Annotated in this window: 19 protein-coding genes and 1 tRNA gene; 17 read left to right on the forward strand and 3 right to left on the reverse strand. The window is 75.4% G+C overall.

Annotated features, from left to right (window positions below):
- Positions 1–602: 602 nt before the first annotated feature.
- The gene (gene corA, locus ACI79L_RS21920; RefSeq protein WP_456938823.1) at positions 603–1697 is read right to left on the reverse strand and encodes a magnesium/cobalt transporter CorA; all 1095 of its coding nucleotides are present in this window, start codon (positions 1695–1697) and stop codon (positions 603–605) included.
- 121 nt (positions 1698–1818) lie between these two features.
- Here corA and ACI79L_RS21925 point away from each other — a divergent pair, with 121 nt between their 5' ends.
- From ACI79L_RS21925 to ACI79L_RS21960, 8 genes are all read left to right on the forward strand, one after another.
- Complete coding sequence (locus ACI79L_RS21925; RefSeq protein ID WP_456938824.1) at positions 1819–3315, forward strand: amino acid permease; 1497 nt, start codon at positions 1819–1821, stop codon at positions 3313–3315.
- 102 nt (positions 3316–3417) lie between these two features.
- Entirely contained in the window at positions 3418–4029 is a 612-nt protein-coding gene (locus ACI79L_RS21930) for a hypothetical protein (RefSeq protein ID WP_456938825.1), read from the forward strand.
- 36 nt (positions 4030–4065) lie between these two features.
- On the forward strand, positions 4066–5862 hold the full coding sequence (metG, locus tag ACI79L_RS21935) for a methionine--tRNA ligase (RefSeq protein WP_456938826.1): 1797 nt from the start codon (positions 4066–4068) through the stop codon (positions 5860–5862).
- A gap of 37 nt (positions 5863–5899) precedes the next feature.
- Positions 5900–6790, forward strand: coding sequence for a TatD family hydrolase (locus ACI79L_RS21940; RefSeq protein WP_456938827.1), 891 nt, complete (start codon positions 5900–5902; stop codon positions 6788–6790).
- A 27-nt stretch (positions 6791–6817) separates the two neighbouring features.
- Positions 6818–7657, forward strand: a complete 840-nt coding sequence (locus ACI79L_RS21945; protein ID WP_456938828.1) for a hypothetical protein — start codon at positions 6818–6820, stop codon at positions 7655–7657.
- A gap of 322 nt (positions 7658–7979) precedes the next feature.
- A complete protein-coding gene (locus ACI79L_RS21950) occupies positions 7980–9071 on the forward strand; it encodes a transglycosylase family protein (protein ID WP_456938829.1) in 1092 nt (363 codons plus the stop codon).
- Between the two features lie 77 nt (positions 9072–9148).
- Entirely contained in the window at positions 9149–9949 is an 801-nt protein-coding gene (gene rsmA / locus ACI79L_RS21955) for a 16S rRNA (adenine(1518)-N(6)/adenine(1519)-N(6))-dimethyltransferase RsmA (protein WP_456938841.1), read from the forward strand.
- Positions 9946–10905, forward strand: a complete 960-nt coding sequence (locus ACI79L_RS21960) for a 4-(cytidine 5'-diphospho)-2-C-methyl-D-erythritol kinase (protein ID WP_456938830.1) — start codon at positions 9946–9948, stop codon at positions 10903–10905. Before rsmA ends, ACI79L_RS21960 begins: the two co-directional genes overlap by 4 nt.
- 2 nt (positions 10906–10907) lie before the next feature.
- Here the strand turns inward: ACI79L_RS21960 and ACI79L_RS21965 are convergent, their stop codons facing one another.
- Complete coding sequence (locus ACI79L_RS21965; protein ID WP_456938831.1) at positions 10908–11495, reverse strand: TetR family transcriptional regulator; 588 nt, start codon at positions 11493–11495, stop codon at positions 10908–10910.
- Between the two features lie 29 nt (positions 11496–11524).
- Positions 11525–12514: an acyl-CoA desaturase gene (locus tag ACI79L_RS21970; protein WP_456938832.1), complete on the reverse strand. Its 990-nt coding sequence runs from the start codon at positions 12512–12514 to the stop codon at positions 11525–11527.
- Between the two features lie 186 nt (positions 12515–12700).
- On the opposite strand from ACI79L_RS21970, the gene ACI79L_RS21975 reads away from it, so the two are divergent.
- The 9 genes from ACI79L_RS21975 (at position 12701) to ACI79L_RS22015 (ending at position 24446) form a co-directional block, all read left to right on the forward strand.
- Positions 12701–12773: transfer RNA gene (locus ACI79L_RS21975), tRNA-Gln, on the forward strand.
- Between the two features lie 39 nt (positions 12774–12812).
- On the forward strand, positions 12813–14324 hold the full coding sequence (glmU, locus tag ACI79L_RS21980) for a bifunctional UDP-N-acetylglucosamine diphosphorylase/glucosamine-1-phosphate N-acetyltransferase GlmU (protein ID WP_456938833.1): 1512 nt from the start codon (positions 12813–12815) through the stop codon (positions 14322–14324).
- Between the two features lie 12 nt (positions 14325–14336).
- Positions 14337–15317 carry a ribose-phosphate diphosphokinase gene (locus ACI79L_RS21985; protein ID WP_456938834.1) on the forward strand — a complete coding sequence of 327 codons (981 nt, stop codon included), beginning with the start codon at positions 14337–14339 and terminating at the stop codon, positions 15315–15317.
- 137 nt (positions 15318–15454) lie between these two features.
- Positions 15455–16159 carry a 50S ribosomal protein L25/general stress protein Ctc gene (locus ACI79L_RS21990; protein WP_456938835.1) on the forward strand — a complete coding sequence of 235 codons (705 nt, stop codon included), beginning with the start codon at positions 15455–15457 and terminating at the stop codon, positions 16157–16159.
- A 92-nt stretch (positions 16160–16251) separates the two neighbouring features.
- On the forward strand, positions 16252–16815 hold the full coding sequence (pth, locus tag ACI79L_RS21995) for an aminoacyl-tRNA hydrolase (RefSeq protein ID WP_456938836.1): 564 nt from the start codon (positions 16252–16254) through the stop codon (positions 16813–16815).
- Positions 16816–16979: 164 nt separating this feature from the next.
- Positions 16980–18485, forward strand: coding sequence for a sugar transferase (locus ACI79L_RS22000; RefSeq protein ID WP_456938837.1), 1506 nt, complete (start codon positions 16980–16982; stop codon positions 18483–18485).
- A gap of 150 nt (positions 18486–18635) precedes the next feature.
- Positions 18636–19895, forward strand: a complete 1260-nt coding sequence (locus ACI79L_RS22005; RefSeq protein ID WP_456938838.1) for a DUF1972 domain-containing protein — start codon at positions 18636–18638, stop codon at positions 19893–19895.
- Positions 19896–19939: 44 nt separating this feature from the next.
- Entirely contained in the window at positions 19940–20617 is a 678-nt protein-coding gene (locus ACI79L_RS22010) for a hypothetical protein (RefSeq protein ID WP_456938839.1), read from the forward strand.
- Positions 20618–20894: 277 nt separating this feature from the next.
- A complete protein-coding gene (locus tag ACI79L_RS22015; RefSeq protein WP_456938840.1) occupies positions 20895–24446 on the forward strand; it encodes a PKD domain-containing protein in 3552 nt (1183 codons plus the stop codon).
- The last annotated feature ends 113 nt before the right edge of the window (positions 24447–24559 follow it).

Raw genomic sequence — 24559 nt, forward strand, 5'->3', positions numbered from 1 at the left:
GGGGTCACGGGAGGTCCTGAGACCCCGACGAGCGCACGGTCGCGGCGGCCTGTGGACGACGCCGGCGAGCGGGTCCCCGGGTGCGGCACCGTGCGGCCGTGTCCCGTCCGCCGGTGCAGCCACCCGACCTCGTCGGTCGGCCCTTCCGCGGCACGGCGGCGGTGGCGACCGGCCGGGGCAGCGCGCGGGCGCGGGCGGTGTGCGCCCTGGCGGACGAGCGGGCGGAGTCCCCGCAGGAGACGCGGGTCCGGTTGCTGGTCGTCCGGAGCGGTCTGCCGGTGCCCGTCCCGCAGTACTCCGTGCGCGTGGACGGGCGGTTCGTCGCGCGCGTCGACCTCGCCTGGCCCGAGCTCCGGGTCGCGGTCGAGTACGACGGCCGCTGGCACGCCGAGCCCGGTCAGTTCGCCCGCGGCCGGCGGCGGCTCAACGCCCTGCAGGCAGCGGGGTGGACCGTCGTCTTCGTGACCGCCGAGGACCTCCACCGCCCCGACGAGCTCCTCGCCCGCATCGGGGGGCGCTCGCGGCCGCGAGAGTGCGCCGGACGGGGTCATCGGGGCGCCCGTGACCCCGATCAGTGCACTCTCGGCCGGCCGCCGGGCGGGTCAGAGCCAGCCGTTGCGCTTGAAGCCGCGGTAGAGCAGCGAGCAGGTCACGAGGATGACCAGCCAGACCATCGCGTAGCCCCAGCGCCAGTGCAGCTCGGGCATGTGCTCGAAGTTCATCCCGTAGATCCCGGCGATCGCGGTCGGCACCGCGACGATCGCCGCCCACGCCGAGATCCTGCGCATGTCCTCGTTGTCGGCCATCGACGTGCGCGCGAGCGAGGCCTGCAGGATCGACGACAGCAGCTCGTCGAGCCCGGCCACCTGGTCGCGCACCCGGATCGCGTGGTCGAGGACGTCGCGGAAGTAGGACCGCATCGGGTGCGGCACCGAGTCGACCTGCCGCTCGGCCAGCTTCTGCAGCGGCACCTCCAGCGGCCCGACCGCCCGCCGCAGCGACATGAGCTCGCGCTTGAGCTGGTACAGCCGGCCGATGTCGTCGGTGCGGTCGGGGCTGAACACCGACGCCTCCAGCTCGTCGACGTCGTCCTGCACCTGCTCGGCGACGTCGACGAAGGTGTCGACGACGTGGTCGGCCACCGCGTACAGCACCGCCGACGGGCCCAGGCACAGCAGGTCGCGCTGCTCCTCCAGCCGGTGCCGCAGCTCGGTCAGGTCGTTGTGGTCGCCGTGCCGCACGGTGATCACGTGGTGCGGGCCGAGGAACACCATGACCTCGCCGGTGTCGACCACCTCGCTGGTCGCGGTCAGCTGCTCGTGCTCCACGTACCGCGCCGTCTTGAGCACCATGAACAGGTCGTCGTCGTAGCGCTCGAGCTTGGGCCGCTGGTGGGCGTAGACGGCGTCCTCGACGGCGAGCGGGTGCAGCCCGTAGCGCTCGGCGATCGCGCCCAACTCGGCCTCGGTCGGCTCGAACAGCCCCAGCCAGACGAAGCCGTCCCGCTCGACGGCGGCCTCCAGCGCCACCATCGGGTCCACCGGCGGCTCCCGGCGCCCCTCGACGTAGACGGCGCAGTCGACGATCGCGTCGACGCCCGCCGCCCGCGTCGACGCCGGCCGTGGCGCCCCGGCCGGTCGCGGCCGGGTGGTCGGCACGAACGGCCCGGGAGGGGCGCCCGCCCGCTGGTCGGTCACCGGTGCGCCTCCTCCCGTCCCGCCGCCGCGGCGGGGCGTCAGCAGCGTAGGCGTGCGGGCTCGCGCCCCTCGTGCCACGCTGCCCGTGAGGCCGCTGCCGGGACCGACCGAGGAGGACGCCGTGGCCGCAGGGTCGCGCCGGGTCAAGTCCGTCGAGGAGTCCATCCGCGACACCGACGAACCCGAACACCGGCTCAAGAAGAACCTCTCGGGCCTGGACCTGGCGGTCTTCGGCGTCGGGGTGATCATCGGCACGGGCATCTTCGTGCTCACCGGTGTGGTCGCCCGCAACCAGGCCGGGCCCGCGGTGGCGATCTCCTTCGTCATCGCCGGTGTCGTGTGCGGGCTGGCCGCGCTCTGCTACGCCGAGTTCGCCTCCACCGTCCCGGTGGCCGGCTCGGCGTACACGTTCTCCTACGCGACCTTCGGCGAGTTCGTCGCGTGGATCATCGGCTGGGACCTGGTCCTCGAGCTGGCGCTGGGGGCGGCCACGGTCGCCGTGGGCTGGTCGGGCTACCTCAACCAGCTGCTGGACGACGTCGGCCTGGCGCTCCCGACGTCGATCGCGGGCGAGACGGCGTCGTTCAACGTCCCGGCGATCGTGATCGTGCTGGCGATGACCGCCGTCCTGGTGCTCGGGATCAAGCTGTCCTCGCGGGTCACCGCGGTGATCGTGGCCATCAAGCTGGCCGTCGTCCTGCTGGTGATCGTGGTCGGCGCGTTCTACCTCGTCGCCGACAACTACTCGCCGTTCGTGCCGCCCGCCGAGAACGCGGCCGACGGTGGCGAGACCTGGCTGGACACCCCGCTGATCTCGGTGCTCACCGGCTTCAGCCAGGGCACCTTCGGCTGGGGCGGCGTCCTGGCCGGCGCGGCGATCGTGTTCTTCGCCTTCATCGGCTTCGACATCGTGGCCACCGCGGCCGAGGAGACCCGCAACCCGGCCCGTGACCTGCCCCGCGGCATCATCGGCTCGCTGGCCGTCTGCACACTGCTCTACGTCGCCGTCTCGCTGGTGGTCGTGGGCATGCAGAACTACACGGAGCTCAGCGAGAGCGCGCCGCTCGCCGGGGCGTTCGCCGCGAACGGGCTCACCTTCTTCTCGAGCATCATCTCGCTGGGTGCGCTCGCCGGACTCACGTCCGTGGTGATGATCCTGATGCTGGGCCAGTCGCGGGTGCTGTTCGCGATGAGCCGCGACGCACTGCTCCCGCGGTCGATCGGGACCGTGCACCCGCGGTACGGCACGCCCTACAAGATCACCATCGGCACCGGGATCGTCGTCGCCGTCCTGGCCGGGCTGGTGCCGCTGTCCGAGCTGGCCGAGCTGGTGAACATCGGGACCCTCTTCGCCTTCTTCCTCGTCTCCATCGGCGTGTGGATCCTGCGGCGCACCCGCCCGGAGCTGCCCCGCTCGTTCCGCGTGCCGCTGGTGCCGCTGCTGCCGATCGTCTCGGCGCTGGCCAGCCTGTGGCTCATGGCGAACCTGCCCACCGAGACCTGGCTGCGGTTCCTCGTCTGGATGGCCGTCGGCGTGCTCATGTACTTCATCTACGGACGACAGCGCAGCCGCTTCGCCACCGGCTCGGCACGGGCGGGGACCGGCAAGCGCCTCTGACGGCTCACCCCTGGGGGTGAGGGGCGCCCCGCCGTCCCTCCTGCGCCGGCCCGCGCGGGACGACCTGACCGGTGACCGACGTCCCCGGCCAGGAGCAGACCCGTGGCGACCAGCGTCCTCGACGCACCCCTCCCCGCACCCGCACCGTCCACGCCCCGGCGGTGGCCGGCGGCCGTGCTCGCGCTGGCCGCCGTCTGCGGGCTGGAGGCCGCGGCGCTGCTCGCGGCCGGGCTGACCGGGCTCGACGGGCTGTTCGCCGTGGCGTCGCGGCCGCCCGCGCCGGTCGTCGTCGCGGTGCTCGTCGGGCTGGCCGGCTGGATCGTGCTGTGCGCGGGCGGCGGCCTGGCGGCCCTCGACGGCGGACGGCGGCTCGCGAACGGCCTGGCCTGCGCGGAGATCGTGGGCGTGGCGGGCCTGTTCGCCGTGAGCCTGGTCACCCCGCTGGTCGGCGACCTGCCGACGACGCTGCCGTTGCCGGCCGTCGCGCTGCTGGCGCTGGCGGTGCCGGTCGGCAAGCTGCTGCTCACCTCGGCGCCGGCCACCCTCGCCTGGTCCGTCGCGGTCCCGCCGCGCCCCCGCCCGGCCGCCGCGACCCGGCACCCGCGGACGCGCCTGGCCACCGTCGCGGTGATCGGGGTCGCCCTCGGCGCCCTCGCGCTGACCACGCCCGTCGCCGGCGAACTCCCGCCCGCGAGCACCGTCGCCGGTCACTGACGAGGCGGGGAGCGGCCGCTCACTACCCTCGGTGTCGTGAGTGATCGGCACATCCTGACCGCCGTGGCCTGGCCCTACGCCAACGGCCCGCGGCACATCGGCCACGTCTCCGGCTTCGGCGTCCCCTCCGACGTCTTCAGCCGCTACCACCGCATGGCCGGGGACCGCGTCCTCATGGTCAGCGGCACCGACGAGCACGGCACGCCGATCACCGTCGCCGCCGACGCGGAGGGGGTGAGCCCGCGGGAGATCGCCGACCGGAACAACCGGCTGATCGTGAACGACCTGCAGGCCCTCGGCCTGTCCTACGACCTGTTCACCCGCACCACCACGGTCAACCACGCCCGGGTCAGCCAGGAGATCTTCCTCGGCCTGCTCAAGAACGGGTACGTCTTCCCGCAGACGACGCTCGGCGCGATCAGCCCGTCCACCGGCCGCACGCTGCCGGACCGCTACATCGAGGGCACCTGCCCGATCTGCGGCTACGACGGCGCCCGCGGCGACCAGTGCGACAACTGCGGCAACCAGCTCGACCCCACCGACCTGATCAACCCGGTCAGCCGGATCAACGGCGAGACGCCGCGCTTCGTCGAGAGCGAGCACTACTTCCTCGACCTGCCCGCGTTCACCCGGTCCCTCGGCGACTGGCTGGACAGCCGCCGGGGCTGGCGGCCCAACGTGCTCAACTTCGCCAAGAACCTGCTCGAGGACCTCAAGCCGCGCAGCTACACCCGTGACATCGACTGGGGTGTGCCGATCCCGCTCGACGGCTGGCGGGACCGGCCCGACAAGCGCATCTACGTCTGGTTCGACGCCGTCGTCGGCTACCTGTCGGCGTCGATCGAGTGGGCCCGCCGGTCCGGCGACGCCGACGCCTGGCGCCAGTGGTGGCAGTCGCCCGACGCCGACGCCTACTACTTCATGGGCAAGGACAACATCGTCTTCCACGCCGAGATCTGGCCCGCGCAGCTGCAGGGCTACAACGGCGAGGGCGACAGGGGCGGCAGCCCCGGCTCGCTGGGCCGGCTGGCCCTGCCCACCGAGGTGGTCTCCAGCGAGTTCCTCACCATGGAGGGCCGCAAGTTCTCGAGCAGCCGCCAGGTGGTCATCTACGTCCGCGACTTCCTCGCCCGCTACGACCCCGACGCGCTGCGCTACTTCGTCGCCGTCGCAGGCCCCGAGACCCAGGACACCGACTTCACCTGGGCGGAGTTCCTCCGGCGCAACAACGACGAGCTCGTCGCCGGCTGGGGCAACCTGGTCAACCGGACGGTGTCGATGGCGGCGAAGAACGTCGGCGCCGTCCCGACGCCGGGGGAGCTGACCGACGCCGACCGCGCGCTGCTGGCCTCGACGTCGTCGGCGTTCGGGCCGATCGGCGACCTGCTGGCCCGCAACCGGCAGAAGGCGGCGGCCACCGAGGCGATGCGGGTGGTCGGCGAGGCGAACAAGTACCTGTCCGACCAGGCGCCGTGGAAGCTCAAGGAGGACCCGGCCCGCCGGGACACCGTGCTGCACACCGCGCTGCAGGCGGTCAGCGACTGCAACGCGCTGCTTACGCCGTTCCTCCCGCACTCGGCGCAGAAGGTGCACGAGCTGCTCGGCGGCACCGGCGTCTGGTCGCCGGCGCCGCGCATCGAGGAGGTCACCGACCTCGACGACGGCTCGCCGTACCCGGTCATCACCGGCGACTACGGCGACGCGCAGGCGGTGTGGGCCTCGCGCCCGCTGCCGTCGGGCACGCCGCTGTCCCCGCCCACCCCGGTGTTCCGCAAGCTCGACGAGTCCGTCGTCGCGGAGGAGCTGGCCCGCCTGGAGGGCGACGCCTCGTGACGGCAGAAATGGCCATCTCTGCCGCACGGGCCGGGCAGTGAGCCGCTCGGCCGCGTCCCGCGCCAACCGGCGGGGCGAGCCGCCGCCGTCCCCGGAGCCGCTGCCGGCCCCCGTGGTCGACAGCCACACCCACCTCGACATCGTCCTGAACGGCTTCCGCACCGACGAGCCCGCGGACGACGACGCGGTGGACGCCGAGATCGCCGCCGCGGCCGCGGTGGGGGTGCCGCGGCTGGTGCAGGTGGGCGTCGACGTGCCCTCCTCGCGGTGGTCGGCGGAGCTGGCGGCGCGGCACCCGGGCGTGCTGGCCGCCGTCGCCGTCCACCCCAACGAGGCCGGGGAGGGCGCCGCCGACGACGACGCGCTGGCCGAGATCGACCGGCTGGCGGCGCTGCCGCGGGTGCGCGCGGTGGGGGAGACCGGGCTGGACCGCTTCCGCACCGGGCCCGAGGGCTGGGCGGCGCAGGAGGCGTCGTTCCGGGCGCACCTGCGCATCGCGAAGGAGCACGGCGTCGCGCTGGTCGTCCACGACCGCGACGCGCACGACGAGGTGCTGCGGGTCGTCGACGACGAGGGCGCGCCGGAGCACGTGGTCATGCACTGCTTCTCCGGCGACGCCGCGTTCGCGAAGGCCTGCGTCGAGCGCGGCTTCGTGCTGTCCTTCGCCGGGACGCTGACCTTCGGCAACGCCGGCTACCTCCGCGAGGCCGCCGCGCTCACGCCGCTGGACCAGCTGCTCGTCGAGACCGACTCGCCCTTCTTGACGCCGGTGCCGCACCGCGGCCGGCCCAACGCCTCGCGTCTGGTGCCGCACACCGTCCGGGCGTTGGCCGAGGTCACCGGCGTGGAGGTCGCGCAGCTGTGCGACGCCCTGACCCGGAACGCCGAGCGGGTCTTCGGGACCTGGGGGACCGACCGGCTCGACTGACCGCGTCGGCGTTGCACACTGGTCTGCGTGGGTCGCCTCATCGCCGTCGTGCTGTTCATCGCCGTCCTGGTGCCCGGCGTGCTGCTCGCCCGCGCGTGGGCCCTGGCCGCGGGTCGCCGTGCCGTCGCGTCGGCGGCGATCGACTTCACCACGCCCACGCCCGAGGGCCTGGCCGCGCTGCAGCGGCAGGCCCAGCACGGCCGCCGCGTGCGCCGGCTGGGGCTGCTGCTCGGCGTCGTGGGGATCGTCGCCAGCGTCGTGATGTTCGCCGAGGCGTCGGTGTTCCTCTGGCTGCCCGCCCTCGTCGTCGGCCTGCTCGCCGGCGTGGTGCTCGCGGAGGCGACCCGCCCGCGGCCGCGCTGGCGGCTGTCCGACCCCGCCCGCCGGCCGCGGCGCGGCGAGCAGGTCTCGCCGTGGCTGCTGTGGACCACGCGCGCCGTCGTGCTCGCGGAGGTCCTCGTGACCGTCCTGATGTGGCAGCGCGGCGAGCTCGCCGGCACCGTCGCCTGGGTCGCGCTCCTGGTCCCGCTCGTGGCGTGGCTGCTGGCCGAGACGGCGCTGCTGCGCGTCCTCGTCCGCCCGCTGCCGGCCGAGGGCGCCGACGTGCCGGTCGACGAGGCGCTGCGCACCTGGACCGCGCACCTGGTCACCGCGGCGACCAGCGTGCTCGCGCTGCTGCCCCTCGGCACGCTGCTGCTGGTCGCCGGCATCGACCTCGGCGACCGGGTGACCGAGAACGTCGACCTGCTGCCGGTCGCGCTGGTCGCCGGCGGCTTCGCCAGCCTGGCCGCGGGCCTCGCCGTCGCCGGCTTCCTGGTCACCTGGCTGCGCCCGGCGCGGGCGAACGAGCGGGCGCTGGCCGGCTGAAGCCCGCTCCGCTGCCCGGCCGGGGCGCCGGCCACACCGTGACGTCGGTCACCGTCTGATCTCACGCACCGCATCCGTCACCGCTGTCACATGCGGCGCGTCCCTCACCGTTCGTGTCGGCGCGGCTCCATGTCGACGTGTCGTCCCTCTGGTTCACTTCCTGCGCACCGTTGCTAGACGTGGCGCACTCGTTATCGTGTCGTGACTGACAGCCGGGGTGGGATCGCCGGACGGCGTCCGACGGTCCCGGGAACCCCCGCGCTGTCGGCTGCCGCTCGGGTGTGCGACCCCCTGCCCGGTCCCTCGACCCCGTGGAAGTGTCGTGCCCCGAACGCTGAAGCTCGCCCTGTTCGCCCTGGTCCTGCTCGGGCTGGTCGGCGGCTCCGTGGCCTGGTTCGCCGCGCAGAAGTCGCTCACGCTCACCGTCGACGGGCAGGCCCGCGAGGTCAGCACCTACGCCGACACCGTCGGGGAGGTCCTCGAGGAGGAGGGCCTGCAGACGCAGTCGCACGACGTCGTCCTCCCGCGCCCCGCGGCCGCGGTGGCCGACGGCGACACGGTCGTGGTCAACCGCGCCCGCCCGCTGCAGCTCACCGTCGACGGCGTCACCCGCGAGGTCTACGTGACCGCCCTGTCCGTGGACGAGGCGCTCGACCAGCTCGGCTACCGCGCCGAGGACATGGTGCTGTCGGCCAGCCGCAGCGAGCGGCTCCCGCTCGACGGCATGGCGCTGTCGATCACCACCCCGAAGGCCGTCACGCTCGTCGTCGACGGCGCCACCCGCGTGGTGACCACCACCGCGGCCACCGCCGGCGACCTGCTCGCCGAGCAGGGCGTGACCCTCGGCGCGCACGACCGGACCAGCCTGTTCGCGACCCAGCCGCTGCTCAACGCCATGCGGCTGCAGGTCTACCGTGTGCAGGTGACCGAGCAGGTGGTCACCACCCCGATCCCGCACCAGACGGTCCGCACCGACGACCCGAACGCCTTCGAGGGCGACGAGACCGTCGCCCAGCCCGGCGTCGACGGCGAGCAGGCCACCACCTTCCGCGTGACCGTCACCGACGGCGTCGAGACCGGCCGCGAGCAGCTGAACACCACGGTCACCCGCCCGGCGGTCGACGAGCTGGTCAGCGTCGGCACGAAGGAGCGCCCGGCGCCGGAGCCCTCCACCAGCGGGCTGGACTGGGACGCGCTGGCGCGGTGCGAGGCCGGCGGCAACTGGTCCATCAACACCGGCAACGGCTACTACGGCGGCCTGCAGTTCAACCAGAGCACCTGGCTGGCCAACGGCGGCGGCGAGTACGCCCAGTACCCGCACCAGGCCACTCGCGAGCAGCAGATCGACATCGGGGAGCGGCTCTACGCCGCCCGTGGCGCCTCGCCCTGGCCGCACTGCGGTCGCTACCTCTGAACCACCCGGAGAACACCCCGCTGAGCACATCTCCCGAGCAGGCCGACGGGCTGCTGGGCCCGGCCGCGATCCGCGAGCTGGCCCAGCAGCTCGACCTGCGCCCGACCAAGACGCTCGGGCAGAACTTCCTGCACGACGCGAACACCATCCGCCGGATCGTGCGCACCGCGGAGCTGCGCCCCGACGACGTCGTCCTCGAGGTCGGGCCGGGCCTGGGCTCGCTGACCCTCGGCCTGCTGCCGGCCGCCGCCGCGGTCACCGCCGTCGAGATCGACCCGCGGCTGGCCGCACTGCTGCCGGCCACGGTGGCCGCCCGCCGGCCCGACCTCGCCGGCCGGCTGACCGTCGTCGAGGCCGACGCCCTGCGGGTGACCGAGCTGCCCGGGCCGGCCCCGACGGCGCTGGTGGCCAACCTGCCGTACAACGTGGCCGTGCCCGTCCTGCTGCACCTGCTCGAGCTGCTGCCCTCGCTGCGCCGGGCGCTGGTGCTCGTCCAGGCCGAGGTGGCCGAGCGGCTGGCGGCCCCGCCGGGCGGCGCCGCCTACGGCGTGCCGTCGGTGAAGGCCGCCTGGTACGGCACCGCCCGCCGGGCCGGCAACGTCGGCCGCCGCGTCTTCTGGCCCGAGCCCAACGTGGACTCCGGGCTGGTCGCCCTCGACCGGCACGACCCGCCGCCCGGCGACCGCGCCGCCACCTTCGCCGTCGTCGACGCCGCGTTCGCGATGCGCCGCAAGGGCCTGCGCGCGGCGCTGGCCCGCTGGGCCGGCAGCCCGGCCGCCGCCGAGGCCCGGCTGCGGGCGGCGGGCATCGACCCGGCGACCCGCGGCGAGCAGCTGTCGGTGGCCGACTTCGCACGGCTGGCGGCGACCGCGCCGTGAGCTGGTCCTCCCCGGGCGGCCCCGGCCACACCCGCGGCGACGGCTCCGTGGCCGCGCACGCCCCCGCCAAGGTCAACGTGTCGCTGGCGGTCGGCCCGCTGCGCGAGGACGGCTTCCACGACCTGCAGACGGTCTACCTCGCGGTCTCCCTGCTGGACACGGTGACCGTGCGCCCCGGCGAGGGGCTGTCGGTGACGGTGACCGGCGAGGGCGCCGACGGCCCCGACCCGGTGCCCACCGACCGGCGCAACCTCGTCTGGCGGGCCGCCGAGCTGCTCGCCGAGCACGCCGGGGTCGCCGCCGACGCCGCCATCGCCGTGGACAAGGCCATCCCGGCCGCCGCGGGGCTGGCCGGCGGCAGCGCCGACGCCGCGGCCGCGCTGGTCGCCCTCGACGCGCTGTGGGGCACCCGCGCCACCCGTGGCGACCTCACCGCGCTGGCCGCGCAGCTGGGCAGCGACGTGCCGTTCTCGCTGGCCGGCGGGGTCGCGCTGGGCAGCGGCCGCGGCGAGCGGCTCACCCCCGTCCTCGCCCGGCGGCCGTCGCACTGGGTGCTCGGCATCGCCGAGGGCGGGCTGTCGACGCCGGCCGTCTACGCCGAGCTGGACCGGCTGCGCGCCGAGGGCCGGGTGCCCTCCGGCGCCGTGTTCCCCTCGCCCGAGCCGGTGGTCGCCGCCCTGCGCAGCGGCCCGGTGGCCGCCCTCGCCGGGGCCCTCGCCAACGACCTGCAGGCGCCCGCCGTCTCGCTGCGCCCGGCGCTGCGCCGCGCCCTGCGGGGGGCCGTCGACGCCGGCGCCGCCGCCGCGGTGGTCAGCGGGTCGGGCCCGACCGTGGCCGCGCTGGCCGCCGACGAGGACGCGGCGGTGCGGCTGGCCGCCGTCCTGGCGGGGGAGGGCCTGTTCCGCACCGTCCGGGTGGTGCACGGGCCGGTGCCGGGGGCCCGCCTGGTCGGCTGAGCTCAGCCGTCCCGGTGCCGCAGCGCGGGGTCGGGGTCCAGGTGCGCGAGCCCGTTGTAGGCGAGGTCCACCAGCCGGGCGGCCACCTCGGCCTTCCCCGGCGAGCGGGTCTCCAGCCACCAGTGGCCCACCTGCGCGACCATCCCGACCAGCGCCTGGCTGTAGAGCGCGGCCAGCCGCGGGTCGTGGCCGCGCGCGCCGAACTGCTCGGCGAGCAGGTGCTCGACCCGGCGGGCCAGCTCCCCGATCAGCGACGAGTACGAGCCGGGGGAGTCGCGGGAGAGCACGCGGAACCCGTCGGTGTCCTCCTCGACGTAGTCCAGCAGCGCCAGCGCCGCCCGCTCCAGCAGCGCCCGCGGGCTGCCGCCGGCGGCCAGGGCGGAGGTGAACCGCTCGAGCACCCGGGCCATCTCCCGGTCGACGACGGCGGTGTAGAGCCCCTCCTTGCCGCCGAAGTGCTCGTAGAGCACCGGCTTGCTCACGTCCGCGCGGGCGGCCAGCTCCTCGATCGAGGTGGCCGCGTAGCCGCGCTGGGCGAACACCTCCCGGCCGACCGCCACCAGCTGCTCGCGCCGCTGGGAGCGGCCCATCCGCGCCCGTCGCCGGGGCGGGCCGGCGGTCAGGACGCCACGGCGCCGGCGGCCGGGGCCCGCCGCTTGGCCGCCAGCCGGACCGGGTCGGGCCACTTCACCGAGTGCGCCCACCCGAGCTTCTCGAACACCCAGATGACCCGGGCGCTGATGTCGACCTGCCCGCGCAGCACGCCGTGCCGGGCGCAGGTCGGGTCGGCGTGGTGCAGGTTGTGCCAGGACTCGCCCGCGCTCAGGACGGCCAGCGGCCAGAAGTTGGTGGCGCGGTCCCGGGAGGCGAAGGGCCGGCTGCCCACCACGTGGCAGATCGAGTTGATCGACCAGGTCACGTGGTGCAGCAGCGCGACGCGTACCAGCCCGGCCCAGAAGAACGCCGTCCAGGCGCCGGTCCAGCTGCCGGTCACCAGGCCGCCGACCGCCGTCGGGACGGCGAGGCTCAGGAAGGCCCAGAGGATGAACAGCCGGCTGGTGACCCGCAGGCCGCGGTCCTTGAGCAGGTCGGGGGCGTAGCGCTCGGCGTTGGTCTGGCGCCGGTCGAACAGCCAGCCGAGGTGGGCGTGCCACATGCCCCTGAGCAGCGCGCGGGTGTCGGTGCCGTACCGCCACGGCGAGTGCGGGTCGCCCTCGCGGTCGGAGAAGGCGTGGTGGCGGCGGTGGTCGGCCACCCACTGCACCACCGGGCCCTGCACGGCCATGCAGCCGACGACCGCCAGCGCGATCCGCAGCGGGCGGCGGGCCTTGAACGAGCCGTGCGTGAAGTAGCGGTGGTAGCCGACGGTCACCCCGAGCAGGGTGAGGAAGTAGAAGCCGACCGCCAGGCCGACGTCCAGCCAGGACAGCCCCCAGCCCCACACCGCCGGCACGACGGCTGCCAGCGCGAGGAACGGCACGACGACGAACACGTAGAGCGTGAGCTGCTCCAGGTGCCCCTTCTCCTTGCCCAGCGCGTTGGGCGGCAGGCCCTTGTCCGGGTCTGCGGGACGGAAGGCCGTCGGCCGGGTGAGGGAAGGGGCGGACACGGGGCCTCCAGGGGTCGTCCGTCGCGGGCCCCGGGTCGGCGTCCGGCGGCTCCGGGGCCGTAACCTACGTCACCGTAGGGAGGGCCGCTCCTCGAGGGGACGACGCCGTCCCGGCGGCTCCCGTGCCCGCCTCCGGCGCGCCCCCTAGGCTCGTCCCACGCGGTGCCGTGCGGGGACGGCGCGCGGTGGGGGATGGGGTAATCGGCAGCCCGCCGGCCTTTGGAGCCGGGAAGTCTCGGTTCGAGTCCGAGTCCCCCAGCAACGTCCCACCCGGTCGCACCCGTCGTCGAGGAGATCCGTGAGCCCGCAGCAGCCCGTCGCCGCCGTCGTCGTCCTCGCCGCCGGTCAGGGGACCCGGATGCGGTCGACCACCCCGAAGGTGCTGCACGAGATCGGCGGACGCAGCATGCTCGGCCACGTCCTCGCCGCGACCGCGCCGCTGGCGGCGGGCACCACGCTGGTCGTCGTCGGGTCCGGCCGCGCGATGGTCGAGGAGCACCTGGCCGCCGTCGCGCCGGACGCCCGCGCCGTCGTGCAGGAGGAGCAGCGCGGGTCGGGGCACGCGGCGCAGGTGGCGCTGGAGGCGGTGCCCGACCTCGAGGGCCCGGTGCTCGTCGTCAACGGCGACTCGCCGCTGCTCACCACCGGCACCCTGACCGCGCTCGTGGCGGCCCACCACGAGGCGGGCAGCGTCTTCACCGTGCTGACCGCCGAGGTGGGGGACCCCACCGGCCTCGGCCGGATCGTGCGGGGGGAGGACGGCGCGCCGCGGGCCATCGTGGAGGAGAAGGACGCGACCGCGCAGCAGCGGGCGATCCGCGAGGTCAACGCCGGCGTGTACGTCGCCAACGCGGCCACGCTGCGCCGGGTCCTCGCCGGGCTGTCCACCGACAACGCCCAGGGCGAGCAGTACCTGACCGACGCGCTGGCGCCGCTGGTCGAGGGCGGCGCCCCGGTGGCCGCCGTCGCGGCGCAGGACCCGGTCGACGTCCTCGGCTGCAACGACCAGCGGGAGCTCGCCGCGCGGCGGCGCACCCTCAACGACCGCGTCCTCGACGCGCTCATGGTCGCGGGCGTCACCGTCGTCGACCCGGCCACCACCTGGGTCGACGTCACCGCCTCCGTCCTGCCGGGGGCCCGCCTGCTGCCCGGCGTCCAGCTGCACGGGACGACGACGGTCGCGGCCGGCGCCGCCGTCGGCCCGGACACCACGCTGACCGACTGCACGGTGGGGGAGGGCGCCACCGTCCTGCGCACGCACGCCACCGGGGCCGAGATCGGGCCCGGGGCGGCGGTCGGGCCGTTCAGCTACCTGCGGCCGGGCACCCGGCTGGCGGCCCGGTCCAAGGTGGGCGCCTTCGTCGAGACGAAGAACGCCGCGGTCGGCGAGGGCTCGAAGGTGCCGCACCTGTCCTACGTCGGCGACGCCACGATCGGCCGCGGGGCGAACATCGGCGCGGCGACCGTCTTCGTCAACTACGACGGCGTGGCCAAGCACCACACGACGATCGGCGACGCCGTCCGTGTGGGATCGGACACGATGCTGGTCGCGCCGGTCACCGTCGGGGACGGCGCCTACACGGCCGCGGGCTCGGTGATCACCCAGGACGTCCCGCCGGGGGCCATGGGTGTGGCGCGGGCCAAGCAGCGCAATGTGGCAGGCTGGGTGGGACGCCGTCGCCCGGGCACCTCCGCCGCGCAGGCCGCGGCGGCAGCGACAGCAGCAGCGGCCGAGGACCCGGCCGGGGGCCGGCCCGCGGGTGACGCACCGGACCGGCCGGCGGACCCCGAGGCCACCCACGAGCAGTGAGGCAGTGAGCCGATGAGTGCGATCCGGCAGACCACCAGCAAGAGCCTGATGCTCTTCTCCGGCCGGGCGTACCCCGAGCTCGCCTCCGAGATCGCCGGGCACCTCGGCGTCACCCCGACCCCCACGGCCGCCTACGAGTTCGCCAACGGCGAGCTGTTCGTCCGCTTCGAGGAGTCCGTCCGCGGCTGCGACGCCTTCGTCGTGCAGAGCCACACCGCGCCGATCAACACCTGGCTCATGGAGCAGCTGATCATGGTCGACGCGCTCAAGCGCGCCTCGGCCAAGCGGATCACCGTCGTCGCGCCGTTCTTCCCCTACGCCCGGCAGGACAAGAAGCACCGCGGCCGCGAGCCCATCTCCGCCCGGCTGGTCGCGGACATGTTCAAGACCGCCGGCGCCGACCGGCTCATGGCCGTCGACCTGCACACCGCGCAGATCCAGGGCTTCTTCGACGGCCCGGTCGACCACCTGTTCGCCCTCGACCTGCTGGTCGCGCACGTGCGCGAGCGCTGGGGCGACCGCGACATCACCGTCGTCTCGCCGGACTCCGGCCGGGTGCGGGTGTCGGAGCGGTGGAGCGACAAGCTCGGCGGCGTCCCGCTGGCCTTCATCCACAAGACCCGCGACCCCATGCGGCCCAACGAGGTGGTCGCCAACCGCGTCGTCGGCGAGGTCGCCGGGCGGGTCTGCATCCTGGTCGACGACATGATCGACACCGGCGGCACGATCGTGAAGGCCGCCGAGACGCTGTTCGAGGCCGGCGCGGCCGACGTCATCGTCACCGCCACCCACGGCGTCCTGTCCGGCCCCGCGGTCGACCGGCTGAAGAACAGCAAGATCAGCGAGGTCGTCATCACCAACACGCTGCCGATCGAGCCGGCCCGCCAGTTCGACAAGCTCACCGTCCTCTCCATCGCCCCGCTGCTGGCCCGGGCGATCAAGGAGGTCTTCGAGGACGGCTCGGTCACCAGCCTCTTCGGCGGCGCCAGCTGAGCACCGGGTACGCTGGTCGGAGCCCGGCGAGGGAGACGGTCGTCCGTACTCCGTGATCGACGTGCGTGTGCTCCTGCGAGGTGTGCCGCGCCCGGCCGCCGGCACCAGGCCCACCCGCTGTTGAGGAGCACACCACCGTGGCTGACTACCGCCTCGTCGCCGAGGCCCGCACCGAGTTCGGCAAGGGCAGCGCCCGCCGGACCCGCCGCGCGGGCCGCATCCCGGCCGTCCTGTACGGGCACGGCCAGGACGTCGTCCACCTGTCGCTGCCGGCCCGCGAGTTCGCCGCGGTGCTGCGCAACGGCGGCACCAACGCCCTGATCACCGTTGTCCTCGACGGCCAGGAGCAGCTGGCGCTCACCAAGTCGGTGCAGCGCGACCCGCTGACCCGCCAGCACGAGCACGTCGACCTGCTGGTCGTCCGCCGGGGCGAGCGCGTCACCGTCGACGTCCCCGTCGTCACCGTCGGCGAGTCCGGCCCCGAGACCCTGCTCAGCGTCGAGCTGAACACCGTCTCCCTCGAGGCCGAGGCCACCGCCATCCCCGAGACCATCGAGGTCGACGTCACCGGCCGCGGCGCCGGCGAGGGCGTCACCGCCGGCGACCTCCCGCTGCCGTCCGGTGCCACCCTGCTGACCGACCCCGAGGCCCTGGTCGTCAACGTCATGGGCGCCCCGACCGCCGAGCAGCTCGACGCCGAGCTCGCCGAGGCCGAGGCCGAGGCCGGCATCGAGCGCGAGGAGTCCGCGCCGGCCGAGGCGGCCGCCGGCGAGGGCGACGTCGTCCCCGAGCCGCTCGAGCAGGGCAGCGGCGAGTCGATCGAGTCGACCGAGAACAGCTGAGGTCCCCGCTGACCGAGAGCACGACCCGCAGGGGCGCCGGCACCGCCGGCGCCCCTGCGGCGTCCGCACCCTCCGAGGGCCCCTTCCTCGTCGTGGGGCTGGGCAACCCCGGCCCGTCCTACGCCGGCAACCGGCACAACGTCGGCGCGACGGTGCTCGACGAGCTCGCCGCGCGGGCCGGCGTGAAGCTCGCCGCCGGCAAGGGCGCCCGCGCCCGCGCGCTGGCCGGCGAGGGCCGCCTGGCCGGCCGCCGCGTCGTCCTGGCCCGGCCGACGACGTACATGAACGAGTCCGGCGGGCCGGTGCGCGGCCTGCTCGACTACCACAAGCTGCCGGTGACCGACCTCGTCGTCGTGCACGACGAGCTCGACATCCCCTTCGCCGCGGTGCGCCTCAAGCGCGGCGGCGGGGAGGGCGGGCACAACGGGCTGCGCTCGATCAGCCGCTCCGCCGGGACCAGGGAGTACCTGCGCGTGCGGGTGGGCATCGGCCGGCCGCCGGGCCGCCAGGACCCCGCGGACTTCGTGCTGCGCGACTTCTCGGCCACCGAGCGCAAGGAGCTCGACCTGCTGGTCGCCGAGGCGGCCGACGCCACCGAGGAGCTGCTCGCCCTCGGCCTGGAGGCGGCGCAGAACGTCGTCCACCCGCGCACCTGAACCCTCCCGTTCGGGTGAACCGTCACTCTCCGCGTTGACCCGCCCATGACGCTCTGTGAGTGTCCTTCCTGCATCGGGGGACACGGCGCAGGTCGAGGCGGCGTGACGGTGCACCGTCCGTGACGGTCGTCTCCCCCGTGCACCCAGAGTGACGAGGGGGAGACGTGCTGCTGGACCACTCCGGTTCGGGGTCGGGGACCGTCACGAGGGCCCTGCCCGTCCCGCGCCCGGCCGCCGAGCCGCGGTACGCCCTGCGCCCCGTCGGCCGTCCCGTTCCCCGCCGCTGGGCCGGGCGCTACTCCGCCGTCCTGCACCTGCTCGACCTCACCGCCGCGGTCCTCGCCACCGGCGCCGTCGTGCTGGCGCACCCGGCCGCCACGTCGCCCGGCTCGCCCGTGGTCCTCACCGCCGCCGCGCTGGTCCTCGCCTGGCCCCTCCTGCTGGTGGGCACCGGCGCGCACGAGGAGCGGGTGTTCGGTACCGGCAGCGACGAGTACCGCGGCGTCGGCCGGGCGGGCTTCCTGCTCCTGGCCCTGACCTGCGTCGTCTCCTTCCTCGGGCAGCTGGGGCTCAGCCGCGCGCTGGTCCTGCTGGCCGTCCCGGGGCTCACCGCCCTCACGCTCGCCGGCCGGTACGCCGCGCGGTGCGGGCTGCGCCGGCTGCGCGTCCGCGGCGCGTGCACCAAGCGGGTCGTCGTCGTCGGCCGCGGCGGCGCCGTCGTCGAGCTGGCCACCGCGGTGCGCCGGCAGAGCTTCGCCGGGCTCGAGGTGGTGGGCGCCTGCGTCACCCCGGACAGCCGGGCGCGGGTCGCCGGCACCCTGGGGGTCCCGGTCGCGGGGCTCGACGACGTCGCCGCCACCGCCGCCCGGCTGGGGGCCGACACCGTCGCCGTGACCTCCGCCAGCGAGACCGCCGCCGAGTACCTGCGCCGGCTGTCCTGGCAGCTGGAGGGCACCGGCATCGAGCTGCTCGTCGCCCCCGGCCTCATCGAGGTCGCCGGCCCGCGGCTGCACATCCGCCCCTTCGAGGGCCTGCCGCTGCTGTCGGTCGAGCAGCCGCGGTTCCGCGGCTGGGGCCGGCTGGTCAAGGGCGGCGTCGACCGCGCCGCCGCCGCGGTCGCGCTGCTGCTCCTCACGCCGGTCCTGCTGGCGGTGGCCGTGGCGGTGAAGCTGGACAGCGCGGGGCCGGTCCTCTACCGCCAGGAGCGGGTGGGCGTGAACGGCCGCGGGTTCACCATCCTCAAGTTCCGCAGCATGGCCGTCGACGCCGACCGCCGGCTCGACGAGCTGCTCGAGCGCAACGAGGGCGACGGGCTGCTGTTCAAGATGCGGCACGACCCCCGCGTCACCCGCGTCGGGCGCTGGCTGCGGCGGTTCTCCCTCGACGAGCTGCCCCAGCTGTTCAACGTGCTCGGCGGGTCGATGTCGCTGGTCGGGCCGCGCCCGCCGCTGCCGGCCGAGGTCGAGCGCTACGACTCCTCGGTGAGCCGCCGGTTGCTGGTCAAGCCGGGGCTGACCGGCCTGTGGCAGGTCTCCGGCCGCAGCGACCTGTCGTGGGAGGAGGCCGTGCGGCTGGACCTCCGCTACGTGGAGAACTGGTCGCTCGCCCTCGACGCGCTGATCCTCGCCAAGACCGTCCGCGCGGTCGTCACCAGCTCCGGCGCCTACTGAGCCGGCCTCACCCCCGCCTCACCCCCGGCCCACCCGGCCGGGGGACGAGCCGGACCCCCCTCGCTCACGAGCATCGCAGGGGACCTCTGCGGAGGTCCGACGTCCCGACCGTGCGCCCGCGAGGCGCCGCACCCCCCGGAGGACCGGCCGATGGCCCGCACGAGCATCGCCCTGGTGGGGACCCGTGGCGTCCCCGCCCGGTACGGCGGCTTCGAGACGGCGGTCGAGGAGGTGGGCCGCCGGCTCGCCGAGCGCGGGCACCGGGTGGTCGTCTACTGCCGCACGGTCCCCGGCGCTCCTGAGCCGCCGCCGGCCGAGCACCTCGGCATGGAGCTGGTGCACCTGCCGGCCGCCCGCCGCCGGTCGCTGGAGACCCTCAGCCACACCGCCCTGTCGGTCCGGCACCTGCTGGCCCACCGCACCGACGCCGCGATCGTCTTCAACGCGGCCAACGCCCCGCTGCTGCCGCTGCTGCGCGCCGCCCGCATCCCGGTCGCGACGCACGTCGACGGCCTCGAGTGGAAGCGCGCCAAGTGGGGCGGCGCCGGCCGCCGCTACTACCGGACCGCCGAGGCGCTGGCCGTGCGCTGGTCCGACGTCCTCATCGCCGACGCCGAGGGCATCGCCGAGTACTACCGGGAGGCCTTCGCCGCGCCGACGAGGCTTCTCACCTACGGCGCCCCGCTGATCGCCCCGGGCACGCACCGGCTGGCCGAGGTCGGTCTCGAGCCCGGCGGCTACCACCTGGTGGTGGCCCGGTTCGAGCCGGAGAACCACGTCGACGTCATCGTCGAGGGCTACGCCGCCGGCGACGCCGCCAAGCCGCTGGTCGTCGTCGGCTCGGCGCCCTACAGCGACGACTACACGCGCCGGGTGCACGCGCTCGCCGACGAGCGGGTCCGCTTCCTCGGCGGCGTCTGGGACCAGGAGCTGCTCGACCAGCTCTACGCCAACTGCGCGACCTACCTGCACGGCCACTCGGTCGGCGGCACCAACCCCTCGCTGCTGCGCGCCATCGGCGCCGGCGCGGCGGTCACCGCCTTCGACGTGTCGTTCAACCGCGAGGTCGTGGCCGACGCCGGCCGCTTCTTCCGGACCCCGGCCGACGTCGCCCGCGAGCTGGCCGCCGTCGAGGCCGACCCTGAGGGCGTCGCGCGCGACGGCGCCCGTTCCCGGGAGCTGGCCGCCGGCTACGACTGGGACGTGGTGGCCGAGGGCTACGAGCGGCTGGCCCTGGACCTGGCGGCCCGCCGCTTCCCGGCACGCCGGCCCAGCGGCCGCCGCACGCCCACCGACGCCGACCGGCCGCTCCCGCGCCCGGCGCCCGAGCCGCTGCCGGACAACGTGGTGCCGCTCCCCGTCCCGGCGCCGGCGCCGGCGTGGGACGAGCTGCGGACGGCGCAGCGGTGACCGGGGACGACGCCCGCCGCGGGCGGGGCAGGGGGGAGGACGGCGTGACGGGTTCGGGGGAGCAGGGGGCCGCGCGGTCGCGACGGCGGCTGCTGCTCGGCGCCGGGGGCGCCGTGCTGGTCGCCCTCGTGGCGCTGGCGCTGGTGCTGACCGGCGGCGGGGGCGACGACGGCACGGCCACGGCGGCCACGCCGGGCGCCACGACGACGGCGACGGCGACGGCGACGCCCGCCGCACCGACGACGGCGGCGCCGGAGGAGACGGTCGCCCCGCCGCCCGCGACGCCGACGCCGACCGGCCCGACCGAGGACGTCGACGAGCCGCCGCCGTCGCTGCCGGAGGTGCCGCTGGACGCCCCGGCAGCGGTGGGCAACGGCATCGTCGCCACGATCGGCTCGATCGAGGCGATCGACGGGACCGGGGTCGGCCCGGGCAACATCGCCGGCCCGGCGCTGCGGGTCACCGTGCGGATCGAGAACGGCACCGCGGACGCGGTGTCCCTCGACGGCGTCGCGGTGAACCTGTCCCACGGCCCCGAGCGCACCCCGGCCTCCCCGCTGGAGGACCCGTCCCACGTGCCCTTCGTCGGGACGGTGGAGCCGGGGGAGACCGGTGAGGGCGTGTACGTCTTCAGCGTGCCGGCCGACGCCCGCGACTCCGTCACCGTCGAGGTCGGCTACCAGGCCGGCGCCCCGCTGCTGCTCCTCACCGGCGCGGTCTGACCCGCGCCTCCCGCATCACCCGACGACCCGTCGCCGCACCCGCGGCGACGGGTCGTCGGCGTTCCCGCAGACCTCCCCCGATGGGGTCGGTCGCGGTGACGCTCAGTGATGCGCCGGGCCCACGTGAGGCACGAAGACCCAGGTGACCACCGTATCGGGTGTCACCTTCACCCCTTGCTGCCGCCGTGACCGTCACGGACAGTGTTCGCGACCGTCCCATCGGACGTGGTCGTAGCGGAACTGAGCGGGGGGACTCATGCGAGTCGTGGGGAGAGGCGTGCGCACGCGCGCCATGGCGGCGATGGCGGCGCTGGGGGTGACCGCAGCCAGCTGGGCCCTCGTGGTGCCGGGCACCGCGCACGCCGACTCGGCGCCGGCGCCGGTGGCCGCGACCAACCCGACCACGGTGTCGGCCGACGGGCTGCCGACGGTGCAGATCAACGGCGTCGTCTGGTCGCAGGTCGTCGTCGGCAACACGGTCTACGCGGCGGGGCAGTTCACCCGGGCCCGTCCCGCCGGGGCGGCGCCGGGCGTCAACGAGACGGTGCGCAACAACCTCCTCGCCTACGACATCCGCACCGGCGCGCTGGTCACGACCTTCGCGCCGAGCCTCAACGCCCAGGCGATGGTGGTGGCCGCCTCGCCGGACGGCACCCGGCTCTACGTCGGCGGTGACTTCACCACCGTCAACGGAGTGACCCGCAACCGCATCGCGGCCTTCGACACCCGCACCGGCGCGCTGGTCGACACGTTCCGGCCCAGCGTCAACGCCCAGGTGCGCGCCATCGCGGCCACCGACACCACCGTCTACCTCGGCGGCAGCCTCACCGCGGTCGGCAGCGTCAGCCGGACCCGGCTGGCCGCCGTCCGCGCGTCCGACGGCGGCCTGCTGCCCTGGGCGCCGACGCCGGGCGTCGGCCCGTCGGGCTTCCCCTACAACCGCGACGGCAACACCGCCACGAGCAACGCGGCGATGGCGCTGGTCGTGACGGGCAACGGCTCGCAGGTCGTCGCCGCCGGCCGCTGGGACACGATGGGCGGGGTGCGCGCCACGGCGATCACCGCGCTCGACCCGGTCACCGGCGCCAACCGCGGCTACCAGATCAACACGATCCTGACCAACCAGGGCATCAACTCGGCCGTCTACAGCCTGTCGACCGACGGCGCCAACGTGTACGGCACCGCCTACGACTACTGGGGCCCGGGCAACCTCGAGGGGTCCTTCTCGGTCCGCGCCACCGACGGCGCGATCAACTGGGTGAGCACCTGCTTCGGCGACTCGTACTCGAGCTTCCCGATGAACGGCGCGCTGTACCACGCCGCCCACCCGCACCACTGCGCCGAGATCGGCGGGTTCCCGGAGCAGGCGCCGCGGGTCAACAAGTTCGCCACGGCCGTCTCGCTGGCCCCGGCCAGCAGCGGCGGCGCCGCGCACCGGCTCTACGGCGGCGCCTGGGTCGGCAAGCCGGCGCCGGCGCAGCTCGCCTGGTTCCCGAGCATGCCCAGCGGCACCTACACCCGCCAGTACCAGGCCGGCTGGAGCGTCAGCGGCAACAGCCAGTACGTCGTCTACGGCGGCGAGTTCGAGCGGGTGAACGGCGTCGCGCAGCAGGGGCTCGTGCGCTTCGCGCTGCCGTCGTCGGCGCCGAACAGGATCGGTCCCGAGGTCGGCCCCGTGCTCAACCCGGCCGTCACCTCGCCGGCCGTCGGCACCGTGCGCGTGGCCTGGCGGGCGACGTCCGACCCGGACAACGCGGACCTGACCTACCGCGTCATGCGCTCGGACCGCGCCGCGCCGGTCTTCACGACCACCGCCGCCTCGATGTGGTGGGACCGGCCGGGCCTGGCCTGGGTGGACCGGGACGTCGTCCCCGGGCAGACCTACACCTACCGGATCGTCGCGGTCGACCCGTTCGGCAACACCGCGTCGGGCACGAACGCCACCGTCACGGTCGCCTCGGCCGCGCCGGCCGGCAGCGCCTACGCGGGCACCGTCCTCGCCGACGCGCCGCAGCACTACTGGCGGCTCGACGAGGCCGCCGGTGCGCGCCGCTCCGCCGACCAGGCCGGCACCGACGACCTGCTGTTCGGCACCGGGGTGACCCAGGGCGGCGCGGGGGCGCTGGGCGGCACCACGCCCGGGGCGTCGGCGACCTTCAACGGCACCGAGCAGGGCACCGGTGCCCAGTCCACCCGCAGCCAGGCGCCGGACACGATGAGCGCCGAGCTGTGGTTCAGCACCCGCTCCACCACCGGTGGCGTGCTCATGGACTTCACCAACGTCGAGACCGGCAGCACCGGCGGCGCGCACGACCGGATGGTCCACCTCGACCCCTCCGGCCGGCTGCTGTTCTCGGTGTGGCCGGGGTCGGTCGCCACCGTCTCGAGCACCCGCGCCTACAACGACGGCGCCTGGCACCACGCCGTCGCGACGATGGGCCCGGCCGGGATGGCCCTGTACGTGGACGGCGCCCTGGTCGGCACCAAGGCCGACACGCGCTCGGGCCAGGTCTTCCGCGGCCTGTGGCGGGTCGGCGGCGACGGCCGCTGGGTCGGCAGCACCGACTGGTTCAACGGGCGGCTCGACGAGGTCGCCGTCTACGGGACCCAGCTGACCGCGGCGCAGGTGCAGCGGCACTGGACCGTGGGCCGGACCGGCGCCGGTGGCACCAACGCCGCCCCGACCGCGTCGTTCACCCCGGCCGTCACCGGGCTCACCGCGTCCCTCGACGGCCGTGCCTCGGCCGACCCGGACGGCACGATCGCCCGGTACGACTGGACCTTCGGCGACGGGACGACCGGCACCGGGGCCACGGCCGAGCACACCTACGCGGCCGGCGGCACCTACACGGTGCGGCTGACCGTCACCGACGCGGCCGGCGCGACCGGCTCCACCGAGCGGACGGTCACGGTCACCGCGCCGGCGGCCAACCAGGCGCCGACCGCGGCGTTCACCGCCTCGGCGACCGGCCTGACCGCGGCGGCGAGCGCGGCGGACTCCACCGACCCCGACGGCACGCTGACCGGGTACGCCTGGCAGTGGGGTGACGGGGCCACCGGCACCGGCGCCTCCGCTACGCACACCTACGCGGCGGCCGGCACCTACACGGTCGGGCTCACGGTCACCGACGACCGGGGCGCGACGGCGAGCACCACCCGCGAGGTCACGGTCACCGCACCGGCCGGCCCCGCGGTGCTGGCCGGTGACACCTTCACCCGCACGGTGACCGGCGGCTGGGGCAGCGCCGACGTGGGGGGTGCCTGGACGGCGACGGTCGGGGCGACCCGGCTCTCCGTCACCCCGGGCGCGGCGGCGCTGAACCTGCCGGCGGCCGGCAACAACACCGGCGCGCAGCTGGCCGGCGTCTCCGCCACCGCGGTCGACGTCCGGACCGCCTTCACCCTGGCCGCCACCCCCACCGGCAACGGCACCTACGTGTACGTCGGTGGCCGGCGGGTCGGCGCCGACGAGTACCGGGTGGGCGTCCGGGTGCTGCCCGACGGCCGGGTCGGTCTGACGCTGTCGCGGCTGGCCGGCGGCACGGAGGCCTGGCCGGGCGGTGAGGTCCTGCTGCCGGCGGGCACCTGGACGGCCGGGAACGCGCTCAACGTGCGCGTCCAGGTGAGCGGCACCGGCACCACGACCGTCCGCGCGACGGTGTGGGCGGCGGGCACCGCCGAGCCGGCCGCGCCGCAGCTCACCCGCACCGACACCACGGCCTCCCTGCAGGCCGCGGGATCGGTGAGCCTGGCGGCCTACCGGCCGTCCGCCGCGACCGCCGCCCAGGTGGTGCGCTTCACCTCCTACTCGGTGACCGCCGGGCAGTGAGCACCCTCCCGGGGGGGGGGGGGGGGGGGGGGGGGGGCGCGGGGGGGCGGGCGGCGGGGCGGGGGGCGGGGGGCGCCCGCGCGGGGGGGGGGGGCGGGGGGGGGGGGGGGGGG

It is taken from the genome of Geodermatophilus sp. SYSU D00684 (assembly GCF_054050455.1).

Excerpts from the sequence above, each read along its gene's own strand:
- ACI79L_RS21965 (WP_456938831.1), bottom strand. The coding sequence starts at position 11,495 with ATGGGCCGCTCCCAGCGGCGCGAGCAGCTGGTGGCGGTCGGCCGGGAG.
- ACI79L_RS21985 (WP_456938834.1), top strand. The coding sequence starts at position 14,337 with ATGAGTGCGATCCGGCAGACCACCAGCAAGAGCCTGATGCTCTTCTCC.
- ACI79L_RS22005 (WP_456938838.1), top strand. The coding sequence starts at position 18,636 with ATGGCCCGCACGAGCATCGCCCTGGTGGGGACCCGTGGCGTCCCCGCC.